This is a genomic window from Fructilactobacillus ixorae (genome assembly GCF_024029915.1).
GTDB classification, from domain to species: Bacteria; Bacillota; Bacilli; order Lactobacillales; family Lactobacillaceae; genus Fructilactobacillus; species Fructilactobacillus ixorae.
This window is the reverse complement of record NZ_CP097478.1, coordinates 804,636-827,499: the sequence shown is the minus strand read 5'-3', so window position 1 is coordinate 827,499 and position 22,864 is coordinate 804,636. Positions and strand designations below refer to the sequence as shown.

Below are 22,864 nucleotides of genomic sequence, written 5' to 3'. Positions count from 1 at the left end.
CTTTACTTTATGGAGTGAGGTCAATTAATGGAAACGAATGAAGTAGATCGCGAGCGCGTTCCCAAACACGTGGCGATCATCATGGACGGGAACGGCCGGTGGGCGCAACGCCGCCATTTACCGCGAATTGCTGGACATAAACGTGGGATGAATGTCGTTGAAGACATTACCATGGCTGCGAGTGATTTGGGGGTGCGGGTGTTAACTTTGTATGCCTTCTCGACCGAAAACTGGAAGCGCCCTACAACCGAGGTTAAATACTTAATGAGTTTACCCAGCCGGTTTTTTAATAAGTTTGTTCCGAACCTGATTGCCAATAACGTGCAAGTTCGCACCATTGGTGACAGTTCGCAACTTCCGGCAGAAACACAGCGGGCGGTAAAACAGGCCCAGCTGGATACGGCAACGTGTGACGGGATGATTCTCAACTTTGCCCTTAATTATGGGTCTCGGGCTGAAATCACGACGGCTGCCCAACGAATTGCAACTGAAGTGCAGGCCGGCGACCTTGATCCGGCAGTGATTGATGAACAAGTGCTCAGTGAGCATTTGAACACCGCCTTTTTAGGGAACGAGGCTGATCCAGAGTTGTTGATTCGAACGAGTGGTGAAGAACGGCTCTCGAATTTTTTACTGTGGCAGCTAGCCTACAGCGAGCTAGCCTTTACGGATAAACTCTGGCCAGATTTTACGCCAGCTGATTTTCGGGCTGAAATCATGGCATTTCAACAGCGCCACCGTCGCTTTGGTGGGCTGAACAATAAGTAGGAGAATAACTGAGATGAAACAAAGAATTATTACGGCAATCGTAGCCCTCGCAATCTTTATTCCCATTATTTTAATGGGAGGTTGGTTGATTGAACTTGCTGCAGTTGCCTTGGCATTGGTAGCAATGGCAGAAATTTTCATTATGAAGAAACAGATCATTATTTCGGTGGAAGCACTGATTGCGTTTATCGGAGTAGCAGCGCTGGTGTTACCGAACCTAGCGACGGGTCTATTACCAACCCACCTGACGCCGAGTGTTGCCTTTTACGGGCTCGTCTTGTTATTACTCCTATGTACCGTCTTCTTTCACAAGAGTTTTAACTTTGATGATGCCGGGGTTTACACCCTCGCAATACTTTACATCGGATTTGGCTTCCATTATTTTGTCGTTGCTCGTCATGATGGATTGGCGGTCCTCTTTTACGCGTTGTTAATTGTGTGGTGTACCGATACCGGAGCGTACTTTGTGGGAAAATACTTGGGCAAGCATCAGCTGGCTAAGTACGTTTCGCCAAACAAAACCTGGGAAGGCTCCGTTGGTGGAGTGGTGATTGCGACGGTTGTTTGTTCGCTCTACGTGAGCTTCTTCCCCATTAGTCCCGCAGGGTTAATCCCCATAATTGGGTTAACTGTCATTCTATCGGTAGCAGGACAACTGGGTGATTTAGTTGAATCAGCTTTGAAACGGTACTATGGGGTAAAGGACTCCGGAAAAATTTTACCAGGACATGGTGGCATTCTTGATCGGTTTGACAGTCTTTTGTTTGTTTTACCGGTTCTCCATCTCTTAGGAATCGTTTAGGTGAAAGGGAGGTGGTTCTTTGGTAACCACGATTATTAGTTTTATTCTTGTTTTTGGAATTTTGGTCTTTGTCCACGAGTTTGGGCATTTTATTGTAGCGAAACGCGCTGGAATCATGGTGCGTGAGTTTTCGATTGGAATGGGACCGAAGCTCTTGTTCTACCGAAAGAATCACACGACCTATACCATTCGCTTACTTCCTCTTGGGGGTTACGTCCGGTTAGCGGGTAGTGGTGATGATGACGATGATGATTTGAAACAAGGCACCACGGTCAAGTTACAACTGAACCACCAACAACAAGTTACAAAGATTGATCTAAGTGATAAAAGTAATTTGTTTCAGGGCATCCCAGTCCAAGTAACTAATGCGGATTTGGTCCATGACCTTGAAATTACGGGATACGAAAATGGCGATGAGAGTGAGTTAAAGCACTTTAGCGTTAATCACGACGCGGTGATTGTTAACCGGGAGGGCATCGAGTTGCAGATTGCCCCGGCTGACGTACAGTTTCAAAATGCACCCGTTAGCAAGAAACTAATGGTGAATGCCGCTGGGATTGTTAATAATATCTTGCTGGCCATTGTGGCCTTTACGCTGCTTTCCTTTTTACAGGGAGGCGTCCCCCAAAATTCAAATCAAATTCAGTTACCCGCGCACCAACCGAGTGTGGCGCGCCAAGCCGGTTTACAAAGTGGAGATCGGATTATCGCTGTTGATGGGCATTCCACTCCCACCTTTAATGCGGTGGCCGAACGGGTGAGTGCCAAGCCGAACCAACGCATTCGCTTGACGGTGGTTGACCACGGTCGTAAGCGCCAAGTGAACCTGAAAACGACGAGTCAAACGGTCCAGAAACGAACGGTTGGGTTGATTGGCGTAACGAAGTCCGTAGATTCCAGTTTCACTGCTAAGTTGACGTCGGGCTTTAGCCAAACTTGGCAGAGTACTAAGCAACTAGGCGCCGCGTTATGGCGGATGGTTGCTGGGCACTTCTCGCTCAATGACCTCGGTGGACCAGTGGCGATTTATGCTAGCACCTCCCAGGCCACAACCTATGGCTTGGTTGGGGTGGTTTCATTGTTGGCCTGGCTTTCGATTAACTTAGCAGTGGTGAACTTGATTCCGATCCCGGCCCTTGACGGGGGAAAAATTTTGCTTAATTTGATTGAGTTGATCAGACGGAAACCTCTGTCAGAAAACGTCGAAACAGCAATTACGCTAGTGGGGTTTGCCTGCCTAGCAATTTTAATGATTTTAGTAACTTGGAATGATATAATGCGGTACTTTATTCGTTAATAGTAGGAGTGATGAACTAAATGAAACAATCAAGAATGTTAATCCCCACCCAAAAACAGGATCCAACGGGCGCGGAAGCCCTAAGTCACCGGATGCTACTGCGGGCCGGATATATTCAACAGGTCTCGGCTGGAACGTATGCCTACCTACCATTGGCGTATCGGGTGTTAGAAAAAATCGAACGGATCATTAAGCGGCACATGGATGCGGCGGCTGCCTGTGAAATGCTCGTTCCAGAAATCATTCCCGCTAAATTTTGGCGGGATTCGGGGCGGTATGAAACTTATGGAGACGAACTTTTTAAGTTGCAGAACCGCCATGATACCGAATTCATCCTGGGCCCAACGCACGAAGAAACCTTTACAGAGTTAATCAAGGCTTCGGTGAAATCCTACAAGAAGTTACCGTTAAATTTATATCAGATTCAAAGTAAATTTCGCGATGAAGATCGGCCCCGTTATGGACTCTTACGAAGTCGCGAATTCATTATGTTGGATGCCTATTCATTTTCAGCTGATGATGCAGACCTAGATCAAATCTATAAAGAAATGCGGACGGCCTTTGAAGCCATTTTCAACCAAATTGGTCTGAACTACCGAGGTATCATTGGCGATAGTGGTAGTATGGGGGGCTCTGATTCCATGGAATTTTCCGCCCCCGCTGCGGTTGGAGAGGATACAATTGTCTATTCTGATGACAGTGAGTATGCCGCTAACCTAGAAATGGCCACTAACTTATTTGTGCCCCAAAAGTCTCATGCGGAGATGGAACCCTTAGAGTTGGTTGCAACGCCGGACGTAAAGACGATTACGCAAGTCACAAAGTTTTTCGATGTGCAACCAGACCAAGTTGTAAAAAGCCTCCTCTACGTGGCGGATGGACAGCTGGTGGTCGTTTTACTGCGGGGTGATCAGGTCGTCAATGAAGCGAAACTCAAACATGTCCTCGCGGCGGACACCCTTGAGCTAGCAACCCCCGACCAAGTGGTAACGAACTTCCACGTTCAGCCGGGTTCCGTGGGACCATTTGAGTTGCCAGTGGGAACGAAGGTGGTGGCGGATGAATACGTGCAACCCCTCGTGAATGCCGTGGTGGGGGCGAACCAAACTGATCACCACTACCAGGGCTTTAACCCCACTCGGGATCTACCTGACCTTGAGTACGTAGACGTACGGACCGTCCGAGAAGGAGACATTTCTCCAGATGGAAGTGGTGAATTGCAATTTACCAAGGGGATTGAAATTGGCCACATTTTCAAACTCGGAACCCGCTACTCCAAAGTATTGGGGGCTGACATTTTAGATGAAAATGGCCGGCAACAACCAATGATCATGGGTTGCTATGGCATTGGGGTGAGCCGGTTACTATCAGCGGTTGCCGAACAGCAAGCAGATGAAAACGGGTTGGTATGGCCAACTGCCATCGCGCCGTTTGATGTGCATGTGATTCCAACGAACGTGAAGAAAGCAGAGCAGGTCGAACTAGCGACACAAATTACCCAGGTGCTCGAAGCAGCCGGGTATGATGTGCTCGTTGATGACCGCAAAGAACGGGCCGGAGTTAAATTTGCCGATGCCGATTTGATTGGAATCCCAGTTCGAGTGACGATTGGGAAAAAGGCTGATGAAGGCATCGTCGAAGTGAAGATTCGCAAAACCGGTGAAACCGTTGAAACCAAAGTTGATGATTTACAAAATACCATTACTATTTTAGCTAAAGAGATGTAACCAAAAGACCAGACGAGACTGGTCTTTTTTGTGCAAATGAGGAGGATACCAGTGTCACTAACCAAAGAAGAACGTTTGCAAAAGTTACTGGATCAAATTGGTTGGTCGGATTCTGAACGCGCTGAATTTAACCACGGGCAGATTACAGCAGTTACTGTGCACCAACAGTCTAACCGGTGGGAATTTACGTTTCACTTGGAACGAATTCTCCCCTTTGGGCAGTTTCAAAAATTGCTAACCAGCTTGCAGCAAGCCTTTCAAGAAATTGCACAGGTGGATGTTACGATCAATACGGATCAAACGACGGTGCCCAACCGCGAACTTGGTGACTACTGGGAGTGGGTCGTACGACACGCGGGGCTACACTCCAATTTAACCCAGGAACTGTTAAATAACCATGTTCCGACGGTGGATGACGGCCGGGTTAATTTTTTGGCGGTCAATGAAATTGCCAAGGATTACATGACGAATAAGGCACTGGGACCGATTGAAGCGACCTATCAACAGGTGGGCTTTCCCCAATTCACCATTAATACTATGGTTGATGAGTCGGCCTCCCAGGCTAAAATTGCCGAACTGAAAGCCGAGAAACAGGAACGGGACGAAAAACTGGCTCAACAGGCCCGGGCGGCCATGGAAAAGAGCAACGCGCACAAGGAAGCAACGCAGCACACTGGTTCGCAACAAATTGGTCGCAAGATCGCGGATAGCAGTGAAGTTACCCAGATGGTCGATATTACAGAAGAGGAACGGTCCGTTGTGATTAACGGGTACGTGTTTAATAAGGAAGTTCGCGCCCTGCGTTCCGGGCGGCAGTTGTTAATTCTCGAAATTACCGATTACAGTTCGTCGTTAACCGTGAAAAAATTCTCGAAAAATGATGAAGAAGCGGCCCAATTTGCTAACCTCGCAGCCGGTAGTTGGTTAAAGGTACGCGGGAGTATTCAAGAGGATAACTATTCACACGAGTTGGTGATGAATGCCTACGATTTGATGCCCGTTGAACACGAAACCCGCTCCGATCTCGCCCATGCTGATGAAAAGCGGGTGGAATTGCATTTGCATTCGAACATGAGTCAAATGGATGCAACCAATTCAATTTCAGACTACGTCAAACGGGTTAAACAGTGGGGGCAACCAGCCCTCGCTGTCACGGATCACGACAACGTGCAAGCCTTTCCGGAAGCCTACCAAGCTGGGCAGCAAAATGACGTTAAGATGATCTATGGAATGGAAGCGAACGTAGTTGATGATGGAGAACCAATCGGGTTTAATGACCAGCACGTGCGGTTAAAGGATGCAACCTACGTGGTGTTTGATACGGAAACCACCGGACTGTCAGCGATTTATGACCGTGTGATTGAACTGTCAGCGGTTAAGATGCAGGGGAATAATGTGATTGCGGAATTCGAAGAGTTCATCGATCCCGGGTTTCACTTATCAGAAGAAACAACGAACCTGACTTCCATTACCGATGAAATGGTCGCCGGTTCTAAATCTGAAGCGGAAGTCTTTCAGCTTTTCCGCGACTTCTGTGGCGATGCCATCATCGTAGGGCATAACGTCACCTTTGATATTGGATTCATGAATACCGGCTATGCCCGGCACCAAATGCCAGCGCTTGCCAACCCGATTATTGACACGTTAACACTCGCACGCTTTTTATACCCGAATTACAAGAGCTACCGGCTGAACACCCTAGCCAAGAGATTTAACGTGGAGTTGGAACACCACCACCGGGCCATTTACGATGCGGAAACAACTGGCCATCTCAACTATTTGTTTCTAAAGGATGCAAAAGAGCAGTATGGAATTGAGTATCACGATCAGCTCAATGAACACATGACTGACAATGATGCGTATAAGCACGCGCGACCGTTCCACGTCATTTTACTGACGAAAACGCAAGCCGGGTTAAAGGAATTATTTAAATTAGTCTCTTTAGCTCACATTAAGTATTACTATCGGGTTCCACGAATTCCCCGCAGTGAACTCGAAAAGCACCGGGAGGGTCTACTGGTTGGATCAGCGTGTGCTAGTGGCGAAGTGTTTACTGCGCTGATGCAAAAGGGACAGTCGGAAGCACTGGCCAAGGCTAAATTTTATGACTACTTAGAAGTTCAACCGCAAGCAGCCTACCAGCCGTTAATTGATAGTCATCTGATTAGCGACCGTGGAAAACTGCAAACAATTTTAAAAAACATGGTGACGGTTGCGGATGACGCTCAATTGCCCCTCGTGGCGACCGGTGATGTTCATTATTTAGACCCCCATGATTTTATCTATCGTAAGATTTTAATCAATTCCCAGGGAGGCGCGAACCCGTTGAACCGGCAGGCATTGCCGGACGTGCATTTGCGGACGACCGACGAATTGTTGCAAGATTTCCGATTTTTAGGGGAAGCAACGGCGCACAAAATTGTGGTTGAGAATTCCCAAAAAATTGCGAACGAAATTGAAACCGTGCATCCCTTAAAAGATAAGTTGTATACACCAAAAATGGACGGCGCTGAGGATGAGATTGAACGTCGGACCATGGATAAGGCGCATCAGTTGTATGGTGAAACTTTACCGGACATTGTGGAAAAGCGCCTAAAGCGGGAACTGAAGAGTATCATTGGGAACGGCTTCTCAGTTATCTACTTGATCTCGCAGCGGCTGGTAGCTAAAAGTAATAAGGATGGGTATTTAGTTGGCTCCCGGGGTTCGGTTGGGTCCAGTTTGGTGGCTACGATGACCGGGATTACCGAGGTGAATCCCTTACCGCCTCACTACCGGTGTCCCAAATGCCAGTATTCTGAATTTTTCACGAAGGGGGAATACAGCTCTGGATTTGATTTACCAGAGAAAAAGTGTCCGCATTGTGGCGCCGTCATGGTGGGAGATGGGCATAACATTCCGTTTGAAACCTTCTTGGGATTTAAGGGGAACAAGGTTCCGGATATCGATCTGAACTTTTCGGGAGACTATCAAGCAATTGCCCATAACTATACTAAGGTCCTGTTCGGGGAAAAGAACGTTTTTCGGGCCGGTACGATTGGAACGGTGGCTGACAAAACCGCCTATGGATATGTGAAGGCCTACGAACGTGACCAGGGGAAAAACTTCCGGAATGCGGAGATTGATCGGTTAGCCCAGGGTGCGACCGGAGTCAAGCGAACGACCGGCCAACACCCGGCTGGGATTATCGTTGTTCCCGATTACATGGACATCTACGACTTTACCCCGATTCAGTTTCCGGCAGAGGACCAAAATGCGGCGTGGAAAACGACCCACTTTGATTTCCATTCCATCCACGATAACATCCTGAAACTCGATATTCTGGGCCATGATGATCCAACCATGATTCGGATGTTACAGGATTTATCCGGAATTGATCCTTATTCTATTCCAATGAACGATGCGGGAGTAATGAAAATCTTTAGTAGTCCAGAGGTGTTGGGCGTAACTGCAGACCAAATTTTCTCCAAAACGGGAACGCTGGGAATTCCAGAATTTGGAACCCGGTTTGTCCGGGGGATGCTCGAGGAAACTAATCCGCAGAATTTCTCTGATTTACTCCAAATCTCAGGACTATCCCACGGTACTGACGTGTGGTTAGGGAATGCCGAAGAATTAATTAAAGAAGGAATCGCCACGATTTCAAACGTAATTGGGTGTCGGGATAACATCATGACCGACTTGATTAATTACGGGGTGGATTCTGAAACTGCCTTTCAAATCATGGAAAAGGTCCGGAAGGGAAAGGGCATCAAGGACGAATGGCAGGCCAAAATGCGTGAGTCCAACGTTCCCGAGTGGTACATTGACTCCTGTCTTAAGATTAAGTACATGTTCCCCCGGGCGCACGCGACGGCCTACGTGTTAATGGCCCTGCGGGTGGCCTATTTCAAGGTATACTTCCCGCTGGTTTATTACGCTGCTTACTTCTCAGTGCGCGCCTCTGATTTTGATGTTGAAGCGATGGCACACGGTAAGGAAGCCGTGAAAAACGTGATCAAAACGATTGAAAGCAAAGGAACGGAAGCCTCTGCAAAGGAAAAGAACCTGCTGACCGTGATGCAGATTGCAAACGAAATGTTAGAGCGGGGCTTTCGGTTTGAAATGATTGATTTGGAGCGCTCGGATGCCTCGGAATGGTTGATGGATGGGCAACAGTTAATTGCGCCCTTTAGTGCCGTGCCCGGATTGGGTTTGAACGTGGCTAAGCAGATTGTTGCTGCCCGAGAAGATAAACCGTTCCTGTCCAAAGAGGATCTCGCTAACCGGGGGGGAGTCTCTAAGACCATTATTGAATTTATGAATCAAAATGGGGTTTTGAAAGGACTTCCGGACGAAAATCAACTGAGCTTGTTTGATTTATAAGGACATTGCGACCGACTAGCGATTATGCTACAATTATGGTAGTAATTGAAAACTCTTTTGGGAGTGAGCAGCGATGCTCGCTCTTTTTATTAGAACCATTTGGGAGGGAAATAGTTGAGCGAAACAAGCGAGATTATTGCGAAAGTCACAGCAACGGTGGAACCAATCCTATCCACTTTGGGCTTTTATTTGTATGACATTGAATTCGTCAAAGAAGGCGGCAGTTGGTACCTGCGGGTTTACGTTGATAAAGAGGGTGGGATTACCCTAGATGATTGTGTGTTAGTTAGCGATCAACTAGGAGAACAGCTGGATGAACTCGATCCGGATCCATTTGCTGAACCCTATTTCTTAGAGGTTTCGTCTCCAGGGGCCGAACGCCCCCTTCGCCGTGAGCAGGATTATCAGCAAGCGTTAAACGAATATGTGCACCTCTCGCTCTACCAAAAATTAGATGGTAAAAAGACGTATGAGGGTACTTTAACCCAGTTAAATGAAACCACTTTAACCATTCAGGTAACAGACAAGCAACGGGATCACGAAGTCGAGATTCCGCGGAAGCTAATCTCAACCGCCCGCTTGGCAATTAAATTTTAAACAGGAGGAAGCAGCACAATGAGTAAAGAACTGGTGACAGCGCTCGATGAATTAGAACGCGAAAAAGGGGTCAAAAAGGAAGTTGTGATTGAAGCCTTGGAAGCGGCGTTAATCTCAGCTTACAAACGAAATTATGACCAGGCGCAAAACGTAGACGTTGAGTTTGATGAACGACAGGGAAACATCAATGTTTATGCCGTTAAAAAGGTCGTTGAAACGGTGGTGGACCCCCGCCTTGAAGTGAGTTTAGATGAAGCCCTCCAAATTAACCGGGGGTATGAACTGGGGGATGAAATTAAATTTAAGGTAACCCCCAAGAACTTCGGTCGAATTGCAGCTCAAACTGCCAAACAGGTGATTATGCAACGGGTACGAGAGGCGGAACGCCAAAACGTGTATGACAAATACAGCAAGTATCAGGATGAACTGGTCACTGCTGAAGTGGAACGTCAGGACAATCGGTTTGTCTATCTAAACTTAGACGGGGTTGAAGCTGCCATGGGGCATAACGATCAAATGCCGAATGAAAATTATCGGCCGCAAGATAAGCTCAAGGTTTACGTTACGAACGTTGACGATGCCGCGAAGGGACCCCAGGTGTTTGTTAGTCGGACGGCTCCCGGACTGTTAAAACGGTTGTTTGAACAGGAAGTGCCAGAAGTTTACGACGGCATCGTGGAAATTGTGTCGATTGCTCGGGAAGCCGGCGACCGGTCGAAGGTAGCCGTTAAATCAAACGAAGCAAACGTTGATCCGGTAGGGACCACGGTGGGGCCCCGGGGGCAACGCGTGCAAGACATTGTGAACGAACTCGGAGGCGAAAACATGGATATCGTCCAGTGGGATGAAGATCCGGCCCAATACATTGCCAACGCTTTAAATCCGGCTGAGGTGGTAGATGTAATCTTCAAAGACGGAGAAGACAAAGCTTGTACCGTGGTCGTTCCCGATGATCAGTTGTCGCTAGCAATCGGGAAGCGGGGTCAAAATGCCCGCCTGGCAGCTCGGCTCACTGGCTACCGCATTGATATTAAGGCAGAGTCTGAGATGAACGATCAGGAGCAAGCAGATGTTGAACCTGCTTCGGTTAGCGACGATGAAAGTGAAGTAACCGACTAGTAACGGCACAACACAGCAAAGGAGTGGAGCGAACTTGAAAAGGCAGAGAAAGATTCCGATGCGCAAGGACGTCATTTCCGGAGCAATGTTTCCGAAAAAGGATTTGGTCCGCATCGTGCGCGATAAGGAAATGAACGTTAGCCTAGATCCAACCGGGAAAAAGGCGGGCCGCGGTGCGTATGTGCGGATTGATGTTGACGCAGTCAAACAGGCGCGGGATGCCAAAATGCTAGAGCAGGTTTTTTCCGTCACTCTGGATCCGGCGTTCTATGACCAGCTAATTGCGTACGTTGATCACATCCAAGCTAGACGGGAATTGATGCAAAATGACCAATTATAAGCAAACGCTTAATTTGTTGGGAATTGCCCGGCGAGCTGGTAAAATAGTTACCGGAGAGGCACTGGTTTTAAGTGGAATTCGGAGTCATCGAGTTCAATTTTTATTCTTAGCCAGTGACGCTGGAACAGCGACTGCGAAGCGCTTTTTGGATAAAAGTCGCTTTTATACCGTTCCCGTGAACCACCAGTTAACCAAAGCCGAATTAAGTGCGGCGATTGGACAACCACGAACAATCATTGGAATTACAGATCAAGGCTTTGCGAGGAAATTAAATGAGATAAACAAGTAAGGAGCGTGGTTTCATGGCCAAAAAAAGAATCTATGAACTAGCAAAAGAATTAAACGTTCCCAGTAAAAAAGTACTGGGGGTAGCACAAGCAAATGGGATTAGTGTGAAAAACCACATGTCATCGTTAGATGCAGCCCAGGAAAAGACGGTACGAGGTGCAATGACTAAAAACGGGAAATCCCAGGCAACGAGTAACAAGCAAGCCTCAGCTTCCAAACAGAGCCAACCAGCGCGAGCAACTGGTAAGCGTCCCGAACACCACCAGGCCGCTGCAACAACGAAACCGAACAAACCTACGCATGCTAATCACGATAAAGCGATCAATCAAGGAAAGTCGAAGCCGGGAACTCCAAAGCAGCCAGCCCGTACCGCTAAACCAGCTGGGAAGCAAACAACTACGGCGAAAGCTAAAGCAGGTGCTGGTAAATTCGGTGGTAGTTTAAATCGAAACAACAACAGCAATAATAATAAAAACAAGAAGAAGCGCCGTAATAATCGTAACAACCGGTTTGCGAATATGTACTCGAAAAACCAACGGATTCGGCAAAACCACAAGAAAAAGGCGCCAACGGTTCGGAAAAATCGGCCGTTACCAGAAGTTTTGGTCTATGAAGATGGGATGAACGCTCAGGATCTGGGAAAGATTTTGCACCGCGAACCAGCCGAAATCATCAAGAAGTTATTTATGTTGGGCATGATGGTTAACCAAAACCAGTCACTTGATAAAGATGCCATTGAATTACTGGCTGAAGATTACGGGATTAAAGCCCAAGAAAAAGAACATGTCAACGTTTCTGATATCGATAAGTTCTTTGAAGAAGAGGAAAATAACACGAGTTATCAAGCACCGCGTCCCCCAGTAGTGACGATTATGGGTCACGTTGACCACGGGAAGACGACTCTGCTTGATTACCTGCGTCATTCGCACATTACGGCGGGAGAAGCCGGGGGAATTACCCAGGCAATTGGGGCGTACCAGTTACAACAAGACGATCATTTAATTACGTTCTTGGACACGCCCGGCCACGCTGCCTTTACCGAAATGCGGGCCAGAGGGGCCAACATCACGGACATTACGGTGTTAGTTGTTGCTGCTGATGACGGAGTTATGCCCCAAACCATTGAAGCAATCGACCATGCTAAGGAAGCAAACACGCCCATTATCGTGGCGGTTAACAAGATTGACCGTCCCAACGCTAACCCGAACCACGTCAAGGAACAATTAATGACCTATGGGTTAGTTCCTGAAGATTATGGTGGCGATACCATCTTTGTTGATATCTCAGCTAAAAACGGAACCAACGTGGATGAACTGCTGAATATGATTTTATTACAGGCCGATGTGATGGAATTACAGGCCAACCCGAAGCAAAATGGAGCCGGCTCGGTAGTTGAAGCCCGGCTAGACCGTGGGAAGGGTCCAGTGGCAACGTTGTTAGTCCAACAGGGAACCCTCCATCCTGGTGATCCAATTGTGGTTGGTGATACCTTTGGTCGGGTGCGGACGATGACGAACGAAGCCGGGCAAGAATTAGACGGGGCTACGCCATCGACTCCGGTTGAAATTACGGGGCTGAACGCCGTGCCAGAAGCTGGGGACCGCTTTGTCGTCTTTAATGACGAAAAAACCGCGCGGGCGGCCGGAGAAGAACGGGCCAAGGAAGCGCAGATTGAAGAGCGGAAGCAAAATAACCGGGTGACCCTGGATAACCTGTTTGATTCCATGAAACAAGAAGACATGAAGCAGGTTAACGTCATTATTAAAGCGGACGTGCAGGGTTCAGTAGAAGCGTTAGCCGATAGCTTGAAGAAGATTGATGTTGAAGGTGTTAACGTTAACGTTATTCATGCTTCCGTGGGGGCGGTTAACGAAAGTGATATTGCCCTAGCAAAGGCTAGTAACGCGATCATCATTGGATTTAACGTTCGGCCAACTCCCCAGGCAAAGGTCCAAGCCGAAACGGATAAGATTGATGTGCGGCTGTACCAAGTAATTTACAATGCGATTGACGATGTTACCGCGGCGATGAAAGGGAAACTTGACCCTACTTACGTCGAAGAGGTTACAGGAAGCATTGAAGTGCGCCAGATTTACAAGGCCTCGGCGGTCGGAACCATCGCTGGGGGCATGGTCAGTGATGGGTACGTTCGCAACGACAGTAAGGTGCGGCTCGTCCGCGATGGGGTTGTGAAGTACGACGGTGAACTGGGGAGCTTGAAACGCTTTAAAGACGATGTTAAAGAAGTTAAACAGGGTCATGAATGTGGGTTGACGATTGCTAACTACAATGACATTAAGGTTGGTGACGTCATTGAAGCTTACCACATGAAAGAAGTCGCTCCTAAGTAAGGAGGAAAGCAATGGCACAACAATATCGAGTTGGACGGCTCCAACAAGAAATTCAAAAAGAAGTTGACGATATCCTGTTGAAACGAGTGCGGGATCCCCGGGTTCAAGGAGTTACAGTGACGGGGGTGAAAGTAACTGGTGATTTACAGCAGGCCACGATCTTTTATAGTATTTTATCTAGCGACCCAGCTGAACAAGAAAAGGTTCAGCAGGGTCTTGATAAGGCAACGGGGTTAATTCGGGGTGAATTGGGACATCGGTTGAGTATTTATGTTACACCGGAAATTCACTTTGAGCGCGATGAGTCAATTGAGTACGGAAGTAAAATTGACCAGCTGCTAAACAACCTAAAACGCCAATAAAAAAATGACTGAGAAATTTTTTCTCAGTCATTTTTGCGTAGTTAGTAATTAGTAAGGAGTGATGACATGGTAAATGGGATTATTCCCCTCTATAAACCGGTAGGGAGCACCAGTTTTGATTGCGTGAGTCAGGTGCGTAAGATTGTACACCAAAAAAAAGTTGGGCACAGTGGGACGTTGGATCCCAGTGTCGACGGGGTCTTGCCGATTTGCCTTGGGAATGGGACCAAGGTGGTTGACTACTTAATGGCATCGGGAAAGACCTATCGTGGGTCAATTACGCTTGGCTTTGCGACAACCACGGAGGATCTTGACGGAGAAATTATTGCAGAACAACCCCATTTTCAACCGCTCACGCAAGCCCAGATTAAACACGGGTTACACCACTTTGTTGGAACCATTCACCAGATTCCACCCATGTATTCGGCGGTGAAAGTAAACGGACGCCGCTTGTATGATTATGCTCGGCGGGGGGAAACGGTCACGCGTCCACAACGAACCGTGCAGGTTACGGAATTTACCCAACTTGGCGAAGCCATCGTTGACGAAGCAACCGGCACCCAAACCATCTTTTTTGAGGTTCACTGCGGAAAAGGGACCTACGTGCGCACTCTGGCCGTTGATTTCGGTCGGCTATTTGGACTTCCAGCCGTCATGTCCCAGCTCACGCGGGTGGCGAGCGGTGGCTTTGACATTCAACAAACGGTTTCCTTTGCTACCCTAGCTGCTGCTCAAGCAACTGGTCACCTAGAGGACCTAGTTTATCCGATTGATCATGCACTGCAGGCCTTTGCGCAGGTTGAGCTGACAAACGAGCAGTGGCAGCGAGTTCAGCACGGCGGCTTTCTCGCTCCCAGTGAATTGAACAGCACTGAAGCAGAGGTGGTTTTACGGTATAATGGGGAAGATAAGGCGTTATACTACTACAATGAAAAGCACCACCAGTATCAACCACAAAAAATGTTTAGTTTGGAGTAATCACTAATGCAGATTATGCAGTTAACCTATCCGCTCGCACCTGACGTACAGTTTTCCACTCCCGTAGTGTTAGCAATGGGCTTTTTTGACGGGGTGCACCAGGGACATCAGCAGGTCATCGAAAGAGCGCGGCACCTGGCTGAGCAACGGAACTTACCGTTAGCAATCTTAACTTATGATCACCATCCCGCCCTAGTTTACCAAAAATTGACCGGGGACGAGGCGCGCTATCTAACCCTAACCACAGCGAAGTACGAACGCTTTGCAGCCTTAGGGGTTGATTATGTTTACGAAGTGAACTACGACTATTCCTTTCAGGCGCAGACCCCGCAAGAATTTGTGGATAATTTTATTATTCGCATGCAGGCTCAGGTAGTGGTCGCCGGTTTTGATCATACCTACGGGGAGCGGGAGGCGGCCATGAATAATCTGACTGACTACGCCCAGGACCGCTTTACGGTGGTGACGGTGCCAGCGACTACCGTTGATGGGAAGAAGGTCAGTTCGACCCGCATTCGGCGGAATCTTAGTGCCGGTCACATTGAAACCGTGAACCGGCTATTACAACGTCCATTTCAAATTACGGGAACCGTGGTTCATGGGTTAGCCCGGGGACGGACCCTCGGCTATCCGACCGCAAACGTCCAATATGACGACCTACAACGGATGCCGGCTTTAGGTGTTTACCTGGTTAAGATGCAGATCAACGAACACTGGTATCCGGCCATGGCTTCGATTGGTAAAAACGTGACCTTTGGTGATCAAAATCCGGTGACCTTAGAGGTGCATTTGTTCGATTTTAATCAGAATCTATATGGAAAGCAGGTTGCGGTTCAGTTTTTAACCAAGACGCGTAACGAGGTTAAATACCAGGGCCCGGAAGCGTTGGTCACCCAGCTACGACGTGATGAGCAGGAAGCAAGAAAGTTTTTTAAATTGGAGCGTAATTCTTGACCTGCATGGTTATCCTTGGTACAGTATAAATGTACCTTAGCACTTGTTGATTGAGAGTGCTAAAAAGAGGTGGTGAAGATGCTCACTGAGAGACAAAATCTGATTTTGAAACACATCGTTGACGCATATTCACAAACCGGAGAACCAGTTGGTTCAAAGTATCTAGCCGATCATTTACCGATTAAGGTTAGTTCTGCGACCATTCGCAATGAAATGAGTGTGCTTAGTCACAATCATTTCATTGAACAGGTACACACTTCTTCCGGACGGGTTCCCTCTTATAAAGGATATCGCTACTATGTTGATTACCTGACGGAACCGATTCCACTAGAAATGAAAGCACGCGACTACATCACGGAAACGTTAGATGATTCGGTTAAACAGATTGATGACATCGTGAAGCAGTCAGCTGATTTGTTATCACAAATTACTGATTACACGGCGCTAACCTTTGCCCCCACGTTGCAATCTCAGGATGTGGTTGAGTCGTTTCGTCTAACTCAGATTAATCACCTGAATTTTATGGCGATTATGATGATGAAAAGTGGCTTAGTGCAGAGTCAACCGTTTCTAACCGAAGCGGCGTTGACGCCAAGTAGTAGTACGAAAGTGGAAGCTTGGTTAAACCAGCACCTACGGAATCAACCGTTAGCAGTGGTTACCCGGAGCTTGGAAAATGAAGTAGCCCATGGTGGGCAGCCCTTGGCGGACTTTACGCAAATTGTAGATGCCTTCATGATGGTTGCTAGTAAGTTACAGCATGACCAGTTCTTTGTGAGTGGTCGGAGTAATTTATTCCATGGGATGGGGGCCGAAGCCTTTGCTAACTTGAAGCCCCTCTATTCATCTTTGAGTTCCGCCGCTGACTTGGCGACAATTTTACAGCCCAGTGGTCGGGATGTTTCCGTACGCTTGGGCTTTGAATTGCCCAACGATCTATGGCGAAACTATAGTATTATTAGTGGAACTTATGATGCTGGGGAACATGGAACTGGTCGCATTGCGGTAATTGGTCCAACCCGGATGTTTTATCCCCGGGTAATGGGGCTAGTTGATGCGTTTCGTGATGAATTACAAACAAGAATTCGTAGTTATTACCATGACTACGACCAATAAAGGAGGGTTAGCATGGCCAAAGAAAAAAAGCAGCCAGCTGTCGAAGCAGCCCAAGCTGACCAACCAACTGCTACTAATCAAGTAGACCAAGCGCAACCGGATGCGGCGGCGCCAACCGAAGCTTTACAGGCCGAAGTTGATAAATTACAGCAACAGTTGGATGACAGCCAAAATGATTATTTACGGTCCCAAGCAGAGCTTCAAAACATGCAAAAACGGAACCAAAAAGAACAAAGTGAGTTGGTTAAGTATGGCTCACAAGCACTGGCTAAGGACATTGTACCCGCTTTGGATGACTTGACCAGAGCACTAAACGTGCAGGTAGACGACGAAAGCGGGCGGCAGTTAAAGACTGGGATTGAGATGGTGGTTAAACACCTGCAAAAGGCGCTCACCGACAATGACATCCACGCGATTGATGAGGTGGGAGTTAAGTTTGATCCTGAAGTGCACCAGGCAGTGCAAACCGTCCCAGCTAGCGATGAGCATCCAGCTGATACGGTCGTTCAGGTGCTACAAACCGGTTACCGACTAGCTGATCGAATTATTCGGCCGGCAATGGTAATCGTCGCACAATAAAGAAAAATAAAAGGAGAGACAACAATGGCAAGTAATAAAATTATTGGAATTGACTTAGGTACCACTAACTCAGCTGTAGCGGTTATGGAAGGTGGCAAACCCAAAATCATTACGAACCCAGATGGGTCGCGGACTACTCCTTCAGTAGTGGCTTTTAAAGACGGTGAAACTCAAGTTGGGGAAGTTGCTAAGCGGCAAGAAATTACAAACCCGAACACGGTTCGTTCCATCAAGAGTCACATGGGTGAACAAGGCTACACAGTTGACATTGACGGCAAGAAATACACGCCACAACAAATTTCAGCGATGATTTTGCAATACATTAAGGGCTATGCTGAGGATTACCTTGGTGATACGGTTACTGAAGCCGTTATTACCGTTCCAGCTTACTTTAATGATGCCCAACGGCAAGCAACTAAGGATGCCGGAAAGATTGCCGGATTAGATGTTAAGCGGATCATCAACGAACCGACGGCTGCTTCCTTGGCATATGGTTTGGACAAGCAGGATAAAGATGAAAAAATCCTGGTTTACGATTTAGGGGGTGGAACGTTTGATGTTTCGGTCCTAGAATTAGGGGATGGAGTTTTCCAAGTTCTTTCGACTAATGGTGATACACACCTTGGTGGAGATGACTTTGACCAACGGATCATTGACTGGTTAGTTGCTAACTTCAAACAAGAACAAGGCGTTGACTTATCCCAAGATAAGATGGCTTTACAACGTTTGAAGGATGCAGCTGAAAAAGCTAAAAAGGAACTTTCTGGGGTTAACCAAACTGAAATTAGTTTGCCGTTCATTGCTTCTAATGACAATGGTCCATTGCACTTGCAAACCACTTTAACGCGGGCTAAGTTCAATGAATTAACTTCTGACTTAGTTGATAAAACGAAGGTTCCATTTGAAAACGCATTGAAGGATGCTGGTTTAAGTACAAGTGACATCGATGAAGTAATCTTAAACGGTGGTTCAACACGGATTCCTGCTGTTCAAGAAGCCGTTAAGAACTGGACGGGTAAGAACCCGAACCACTCCATTAACCCTGATGAAGCGGTGGCTTTAGGGGCTGCTATTCAAGGTGGAGTTCTGACTGGAGACGTAAAAGACGTTGTGCTGTTGGATGTTACCCCACTGTCCCTTGGAATTGAAACGATGGGTGGAGTGATGACGAAGTTGATTGACAAGAACACGACGATTCCAACTTCGAAGTCGCAAACCTTCTCAACTGCTGCTGATAACCAAACGGCCGTTGATATCCATGTTCTTCAAGGTGAACGGCCAATGGCTGCTGATAACAAATCATTAGGTCGGTTCCAATTAACTGATATTCCAGCTGCGCCGCGTGGGGTTCCCCAAATCGAAGTTACCTTTGATATTGACAAAAACGGGATTGTAAACGTTTCTGCTAAGGACAAAGGAACTGGTAAGGAACAAAAGATTACGATCAAGGACTCCAATGGTCTGTCTGATGAAGAAATCGATAAGATGATGAAAGAAGCCCAAGCTAACGAAGAAGCGGACAAGAAGAAGAAAGAAGAAGTTGACTTGAACAACGAAGTTGACCAATTAATCTTCCAAACTGACAAGACTTTGAAGGACGTTGAGGGCAAGGTTTCTGAAGCAGAGATTAAAGAAGTTAAAGATGCTGAAGAAGAACTGAAGCAAGCGAAGGCTGACAACAACCTTGAAGACATGAAAGCTAAGAAAGATGCTTTGAATGAAAAGGTACAAGCAGTTGCAGTTAAACTTTACCAACAACAAGCTCAAGATGGACAAGCTGGCGCTGGCAAAGATGCTGATTCAGCTAAGCAAGGCGATGATCAGACCGTTGATGGTGACTTTCACGAAGTAAACGACGACGATCAAAAATAATTAAGCTCGTTTTAAGTTCCTAATCAGTGGGAGCTTGCCTGCCAAATGGGTGGGTAATCAAAAAGCCAAAGCCATTGTGAACGCTTTGGCTTTTTGTTTTAGAACGGGGCAATCAAACGAGGAGGATCATAATGGCAGCGAAAAATTATTACGATGTCTTAGGCGTTTCAAAGGATGCGACCGAAAAAGATATTAACCACGCCTATCGCCACCTATCCAAAAAATATCACCCGGATATTAATAAGGAGCCAGGAGCTGAAGCCAAGTTTAAAGAAATCACTGAGGCTTATGAAGTTTTAAGTGATCAGCAAAAACGGGCAAACTACGATCAATATGGTTCCGCAGATGGTCCGCAAGGCTTTGGCGGTAGTGCCGGAGGCGGCTTTAATGGCGCTGGCGGTGCTGGATTTGGGGACTTTTCGGATATCTTTAGTGATTTGTTTGGGGGCGGAGGTCGGCGTCGAGCTGATCCAACGGCCCCCCAACAAGGTGAAGATTTGCAGTACCAAATGACGTTGACCTTTGATGAAGCAATTTTTGGAAAGACAACGAAAATTAGTTACCACCGGGAGGCTGAATGTCCGGATTGTCATGGTAACGGGGCTAAACCAGGGACCCACCCAGAAACCTGTCCGGATTGTCACGGGTCTGGCCGAATTGCGCGGACGGTTAACACCCCCATGGGCCAAATGCAAACCCAAACCACTTGTCCGCAGTGTGAGGGAACTGGGAAATTAATTAAGGAAAAATGTCCAAAATGTGGTGGAACTGGGAAGATAGAAGAAAACCACGAGGTTGAAATCAAAGTTCCAGCCGGTGTTGAAGAAGGACAGCAGATGCGCCTACAGGGCCAAGGAAATGCTGGCCTTAATGGTGGACCCTACGGAGATCTGTTTGTAGTCTTTCGGGTGCTGCCAAGTCAAGACTTTCACCGGGATGGTTCCACGATTTACTACAACAAGGAAATTTCGTTTGCGGATGCAGCTTTAGGAAATGAAGTAGACGTCAAAACCGTTTATGGTGATGGCAAACTGACGATTCCAGCGGGAACCCAGACCGGGACCGTCTTTAAGCTTAAGGGCAAAGGCGCCCCCCGATTGCACAGTGATAGTAAGGGTGATGAAATGGTGCGCGTAACCGTTGTGACCCCCAAGAAATTATCGCCAGAACAAAAGTTAGCGATGCAAGCCTTTGCGGAAGCGAGTGGGGAACATCCCATTCCTGAAAAAGGATTTTTTGAAAAGTTAAAGGATAAATTAAAATAACTAGTAGAGCGAGATGGTGGTCTCGCTCTATTTGTTTCTGCGGCAACCCATTGGTATAATTAAGAAAAAACGATCGAAGTAAGAAAGCGGGAAATAACGTGGATTATAAAGCAATGCAAACTGCCCAACGCAAGATTCGGAATTTTGCGATTGTGGCCCATATTGACCATGGGAAGTCGACCCTGGCTGACCGCATTCTAGAGTTAACTGACACGGTATCGAAACGGGAGATGAAAGATCAACTATTAGATAACATGGACTTGGAACGGGAACGTGGGATTACGATTAAGTTGAATGCGGTTCAACTGAAGTACCACGGAAAAGATGGGGTTGATTATGTCTTTCATCTAATTGATACCCCGGGGCACGTTGACTTTTCGTATGAAGTTTCACGTAGTTTAGCTGCCTGTGAGGGCGCCATTTTGGTCGTGGATGCGACCCAGGGAATTCAGGCCCAAACCCTTGCCAATGTTTATCTAGCCCTAGACGACAACCTAGAAATTCTGCCCGTGATTAATAAGGTTGACTTACCGTCTGCCGAACCAGATCGGGTTAAACAGGAAATCGAAGCTGTGATTGGGCTAGATACCAGCGATGCGGTTGAAATTAGTGCGAAGACCGGGCTGAACGTTGACCACTTGTTAGCAGAAATTGTGGCGAAAATTCCGGCACCAACCGGTGAAATCGAGGCGCCCTTAAAGGGGCTGGTTTTTGACTCCATTTATGATGATTATCGGGGCGTGGTGCTTAGCGTCCGGATTTTTGCTGGAGTCGTTAAAGCGGGGGACCGGATTCGGTTGATGAACAGCGGGAGCGAGTACGAAGTGACCGAGGTAGGGGTTAACTCGCCCAAACCACTGCCGCGGGATTACCTGATGGCGGGGGACGTTGGTTATTTAACCGCTAGCATTAAGGATATTACCCAAACCCGAGTGGGAGATACGATTACGAACGTCGACGAACCGGCAGCCCAGGCTTTACCCGGGTATCGGGAAATGATTCCGATGGTTTACGCGGGGCTTTATCCAACCGATAACGCGAAGTTTGAAGATTTACGTGAAGCCCTGGAAAAACTTAAGTTAAATGATGCGTCCTTGGAATTTGAACCAGAAGTTTCTGAAGCCCTGGGTTTTGGCTTTCGGTGTGGCTTTCTGGGCTTGTTGCACATGGATGTGGTGCAAGAACGCTTGGAACGCGAGTTTAACCTTGATTTAATCACTACGGCGCCTTCGGTTACCTACCACGTAAACCTAAATGGGGGTGGCATGGTTGAGGTGGAAAATCCCGCCGAAATGCCGGATGTTTCAAAGATTAAAAACATTGAAGAACCATCTGTAAAAGCAACGATTATGGTACCGAATGACTACGTTGGGGCGGTAATGAAACTTTGTCAGGCGCGTCGAGGGAACTTTGTAACCATGGAATATCTTGATGATGCTCGGGTGAACGTTATTTACCAGATGCCCCTGTCAGAAATTATTTTTAACTTTTTCGATAAGTTAAAATCCAGTACGAAGGGTTACGCTTCCCTTGATTATGAAGTGGATGGCTATCAAGTTAGTGACCTAGTAAAGGTGGATATTCTCTTGAATGGGGATCAAGTTGACGCCCTGAGTTTTATTGCGCACCGTCAGTTTGCAGAGGATCGGAGTCGCGAGATTGTACGCAAGTTAAAGGAAATTATTCCGCGCCAAAACTTTGAAATTCCAGTTCAAGCTGCGATTGGATCCAAAATCATTGCCCGGACGAACATTAAAGCTTACCGGAAAGATGTAACGTCCCGGATTCACACCGGGGATCCCGACCGGCGGGCTAAGTTGTTAGAGAAGCAGAAACGAGGTAAGAAGCGGATGAAGGCCGTTGGAAAGGTCGAGATTCCCCAGGCGGCCTTTATGACAGTCTTGCAATCTGATACAGAACAAAATGGCGATTAAGCACAAAACCACTGACTAGGATGCTAGTCAGTGGTTTTTTCGTTAGGCCATTTTCAATGGTAATTTGGATTTCGAATTAAAAGGACACAATTAAATTTTATTACATAGTAAACCTGAAATTATGATAATTATTTTTTTGTGGTATACTGA

The 22,864-nt window shown here is 47.2% G+C and carries 18 protein-coding genes; all 18 read left to right on the top strand.

What is annotated here, in order from left to right; translation table 11 throughout:
* Positions 1 to 27: 27 nt before the first annotated feature.
* Positions 28 to 768: an undecaprenyl pyrophosphate synthase gene (uppS, locus tag M8332_RS04015; protein WP_252779565.1), complete on the top strand. Its 741-nt coding sequence runs from the start codon at positions 28 to 30 to the stop codon at positions 766 to 768.
* A 13-nt stretch (positions 769 to 781) separates the two neighbouring features.
* Positions 782 to 1,570 (top strand): phosphatidate cytidylyltransferase, encoded by a 789-nt coding sequence (locus tag M8332_RS04010; protein WP_252779564.1) that lies wholly within the window; start codon positions 782 to 784, stop codon positions 1,568 to 1,570.
* A gap of 19 nt (positions 1,571 to 1,589) precedes the next feature.
* On the top strand, positions 1,590 to 2,867 hold the full coding sequence (gene rseP, locus M8332_RS04005) for an RIP metalloprotease RseP (RefSeq protein ID WP_252779563.1): 1,278 nt from the start codon (positions 1,590 to 1,592) through the stop codon (positions 2,865 to 2,867).
* 20 nt (positions 2,868 to 2,887) lie between these two features.
* A complete protein-coding gene (locus tag M8332_RS04000; RefSeq protein ID WP_252779562.1) occupies positions 2,888 to 4,594 on the top strand; it encodes a proline--tRNA ligase in 1,707 nt (568 codons plus the stop codon).
* Positions 4,595 to 4,645: 51 nt separating this feature from the next.
* Positions 4,646 to 8,959, top strand: coding sequence for a PolC-type DNA polymerase III (locus tag M8332_RS03995; RefSeq protein WP_435370786.1), 4,314 nt, complete (start codon positions 4,646 to 4,648; stop codon positions 8,957 to 8,959).
* Positions 8,960 to 9,073: 114 nt separating this feature from the next.
* The gene (rimP, locus tag M8332_RS03990) at positions 9,074 to 9,556 is read left to right on the top strand and encodes a ribosome maturation factor RimP (RefSeq protein WP_252779560.1); all 483 of its coding nucleotides are present in this window, start codon (positions 9,074 to 9,076) and stop codon (positions 9,554 to 9,556) included.
* Between the two features lie 18 nt (positions 9,557 to 9,574).
* Positions 9,575 to 10,675: a transcription termination factor NusA gene (gene nusA / locus M8332_RS03985; protein WP_252779559.1), complete on the top strand. Its 1,101-nt coding sequence runs from the start codon at positions 9,575 to 9,577 to the stop codon at positions 10,673 to 10,675.
* 58 nt (positions 10,676 to 10,733) lie between these two features.
* A complete protein-coding gene (gene rnpM / locus M8332_RS03980; RefSeq protein ID WP_252780804.1) occupies positions 10,734 to 11,015 on the top strand; it encodes an RNase P modulator RnpM in 282 nt (93 codons plus the stop codon).
* Complete coding sequence (locus M8332_RS03975) at positions 11,002 to 11,304, top strand: L7Ae/L30e/S12e/Gadd45 family ribosomal protein (RefSeq protein ID WP_252750321.1); 303 nt, start codon at positions 11,002 to 11,004, stop codon at positions 11,302 to 11,304. Before rnpM ends, M8332_RS03975 begins: the two co-directional genes overlap by 14 nt.
* Positions 11,305 to 11,317: 13 nt before the next feature.
* Positions 11,318 to 13,654 (top strand): translation initiation factor IF-2, encoded by a 2,337-nt coding sequence (infB, locus tag M8332_RS03970; RefSeq protein WP_252779558.1) that lies wholly within the window; start codon positions 11,318 to 11,320, stop codon positions 13,652 to 13,654.
* An 11-nt stretch (positions 13,655 to 13,665) separates the two neighbouring features.
* A complete protein-coding gene (rbfA, locus tag M8332_RS03965; protein ID WP_252750319.1) occupies positions 13,666 to 14,016 on the top strand; it encodes a 30S ribosome-binding factor RbfA in 351 nt (116 codons plus the stop codon).
* Positions 14,017 to 14,082: 66 nt separating this feature from the next.
* Positions 14,083 to 14,994, top strand: a complete 912-nt coding sequence (gene truB / locus M8332_RS03960) for a tRNA pseudouridine(55) synthase TruB (RefSeq protein ID WP_252779557.1) — start codon at positions 14,083 to 14,085, stop codon at positions 14,992 to 14,994.
* Positions 14,995 to 15,000: 6 nt separating this feature from the next.
* The gene (gene ribF, locus M8332_RS03955) at positions 15,001 to 15,948 is read left to right on the top strand and encodes a riboflavin biosynthesis protein RibF (RefSeq protein WP_252779556.1); all 948 of its coding nucleotides are present in this window, start codon (positions 15,001 to 15,003) and stop codon (positions 15,946 to 15,948) included.
* 78 nt (positions 15,949 to 16,026) lie between these two features.
* A complete protein-coding gene (hrcA, locus tag M8332_RS03950; protein WP_252779555.1) occupies positions 16,027 to 17,064 on the top strand; it encodes a heat-inducible transcriptional repressor HrcA in 1,038 nt (345 codons plus the stop codon).
* A 12-nt stretch (positions 17,065 to 17,076) separates the two neighbouring features.
* Complete coding sequence (gene grpE, locus M8332_RS03945; protein ID WP_252779554.1) at positions 17,077 to 17,643, top strand: nucleotide exchange factor GrpE; 567 nt, start codon at positions 17,077 to 17,079, stop codon at positions 17,641 to 17,643.
* A 24-nt stretch (positions 17,644 to 17,667) separates the two neighbouring features.
* Positions 17,668 to 19,515: a molecular chaperone DnaK gene (gene dnaK / locus M8332_RS03940; RefSeq protein ID WP_252779553.1), complete on the top strand. Its 1,848-nt coding sequence runs from the start codon at positions 17,668 to 17,670 to the stop codon at positions 19,513 to 19,515.
* Between the two features lie 131 nt (positions 19,516 to 19,646).
* Positions 19,647 to 20,780: a molecular chaperone DnaJ gene (gene dnaJ, locus M8332_RS03935; protein WP_252779552.1), complete on the top strand. Its 1,134-nt coding sequence runs from the start codon at positions 19,647 to 19,649 to the stop codon at positions 20,778 to 20,780.
* Positions 20,781 to 20,893: 113 nt separating this feature from the next.
* Positions 20,894 to 22,714, top strand: coding sequence for a translation elongation factor 4 (gene lepA / locus M8332_RS03930; protein WP_435370802.1), 1,821 nt, complete (start codon positions 20,894 to 20,896; stop codon positions 22,712 to 22,714).
* Positions 22,715 to 22,864 lie beyond the last annotated feature (150 nt).

Excerpts from the sequence above, each read along its gene's own strand:
- uppS (WP_252779565.1), top strand. The coding sequence starts at position 28 with ATGGAAACGAATGAAGTAGATCGCGAGCGCGTTCCCAAACACGTGGCG.
- M8332_RS04010 (WP_252779564.1), top strand. The coding sequence starts at position 782 with ATGAAACAAAGAATTATTACGGCAATCGTAGCCCTCGCAATCTTTATT.
- M8332_RS04000 (WP_252779562.1), top strand. The coding sequence starts at position 2,888 with ATGAAACAATCAAGAATGTTAATCCCCACCCAAAAACAGGATCCAACG.
- nusA (WP_252779559.1), top strand. The coding sequence starts at position 9,575 with ATGAGTAAAGAACTGGTGACAGCGCTCGATGAATTAGAACGCGAAAAA.
- rnpM (WP_252780804.1), top strand. The coding sequence starts at position 10,734 with ATGCGCAAGGACGTCATTTCCGGAGCAATGTTTCCGAAAAAGGATTTG.
- M8332_RS03975 (WP_252750321.1), top strand. The coding sequence starts at position 11,002 with ATGACCAATTATAAGCAAACGCTTAATTTGTTGGGAATTGCCCGGCGA.
- infB (WP_252779558.1), top strand. The coding sequence starts at position 11,318 with ATGGCCAAAAAAAGAATCTATGAACTAGCAAAAGAATTAAACGTTCCC.
- rbfA (WP_252750319.1), top strand. The coding sequence starts at position 13,666 with ATGGCACAACAATATCGAGTTGGACGGCTCCAACAAGAAATTCAAAAA.
- truB (WP_252779557.1), top strand. The coding sequence starts at position 14,083 with ATGGTAAATGGGATTATTCCCCTCTATAAACCGGTAGGGAGCACCAGT.
- ribF (WP_252779556.1), top strand. The coding sequence starts at position 15,001 with ATGCAGATTATGCAGTTAACCTATCCGCTCGCACCTGACGTACAGTTT.
- hrcA (WP_252779555.1), top strand. The coding sequence starts at position 16,027 with ATGCTCACTGAGAGACAAAATCTGATTTTGAAACACATCGTTGACGCA.
- grpE (WP_252779554.1), top strand. The coding sequence starts at position 17,077 with ATGGCCAAAGAAAAAAAGCAGCCAGCTGTCGAAGCAGCCCAAGCTGAC.
- dnaK (WP_252779553.1), top strand. The coding sequence starts at position 17,668 with ATGGCAAGTAATAAAATTATTGGAATTGACTTAGGTACCACTAACTCA.
- dnaJ (WP_252779552.1), top strand. The coding sequence starts at position 19,647 with ATGGCAGCGAAAAATTATTACGATGTCTTAGGCGTTTCAAAGGATGCG.
- lepA (WP_435370802.1), top strand. The coding sequence starts at position 20,894 with ATGCAAACTGCCCAACGCAAGATTCGGAATTTTGCGATTGTGGCCCAT.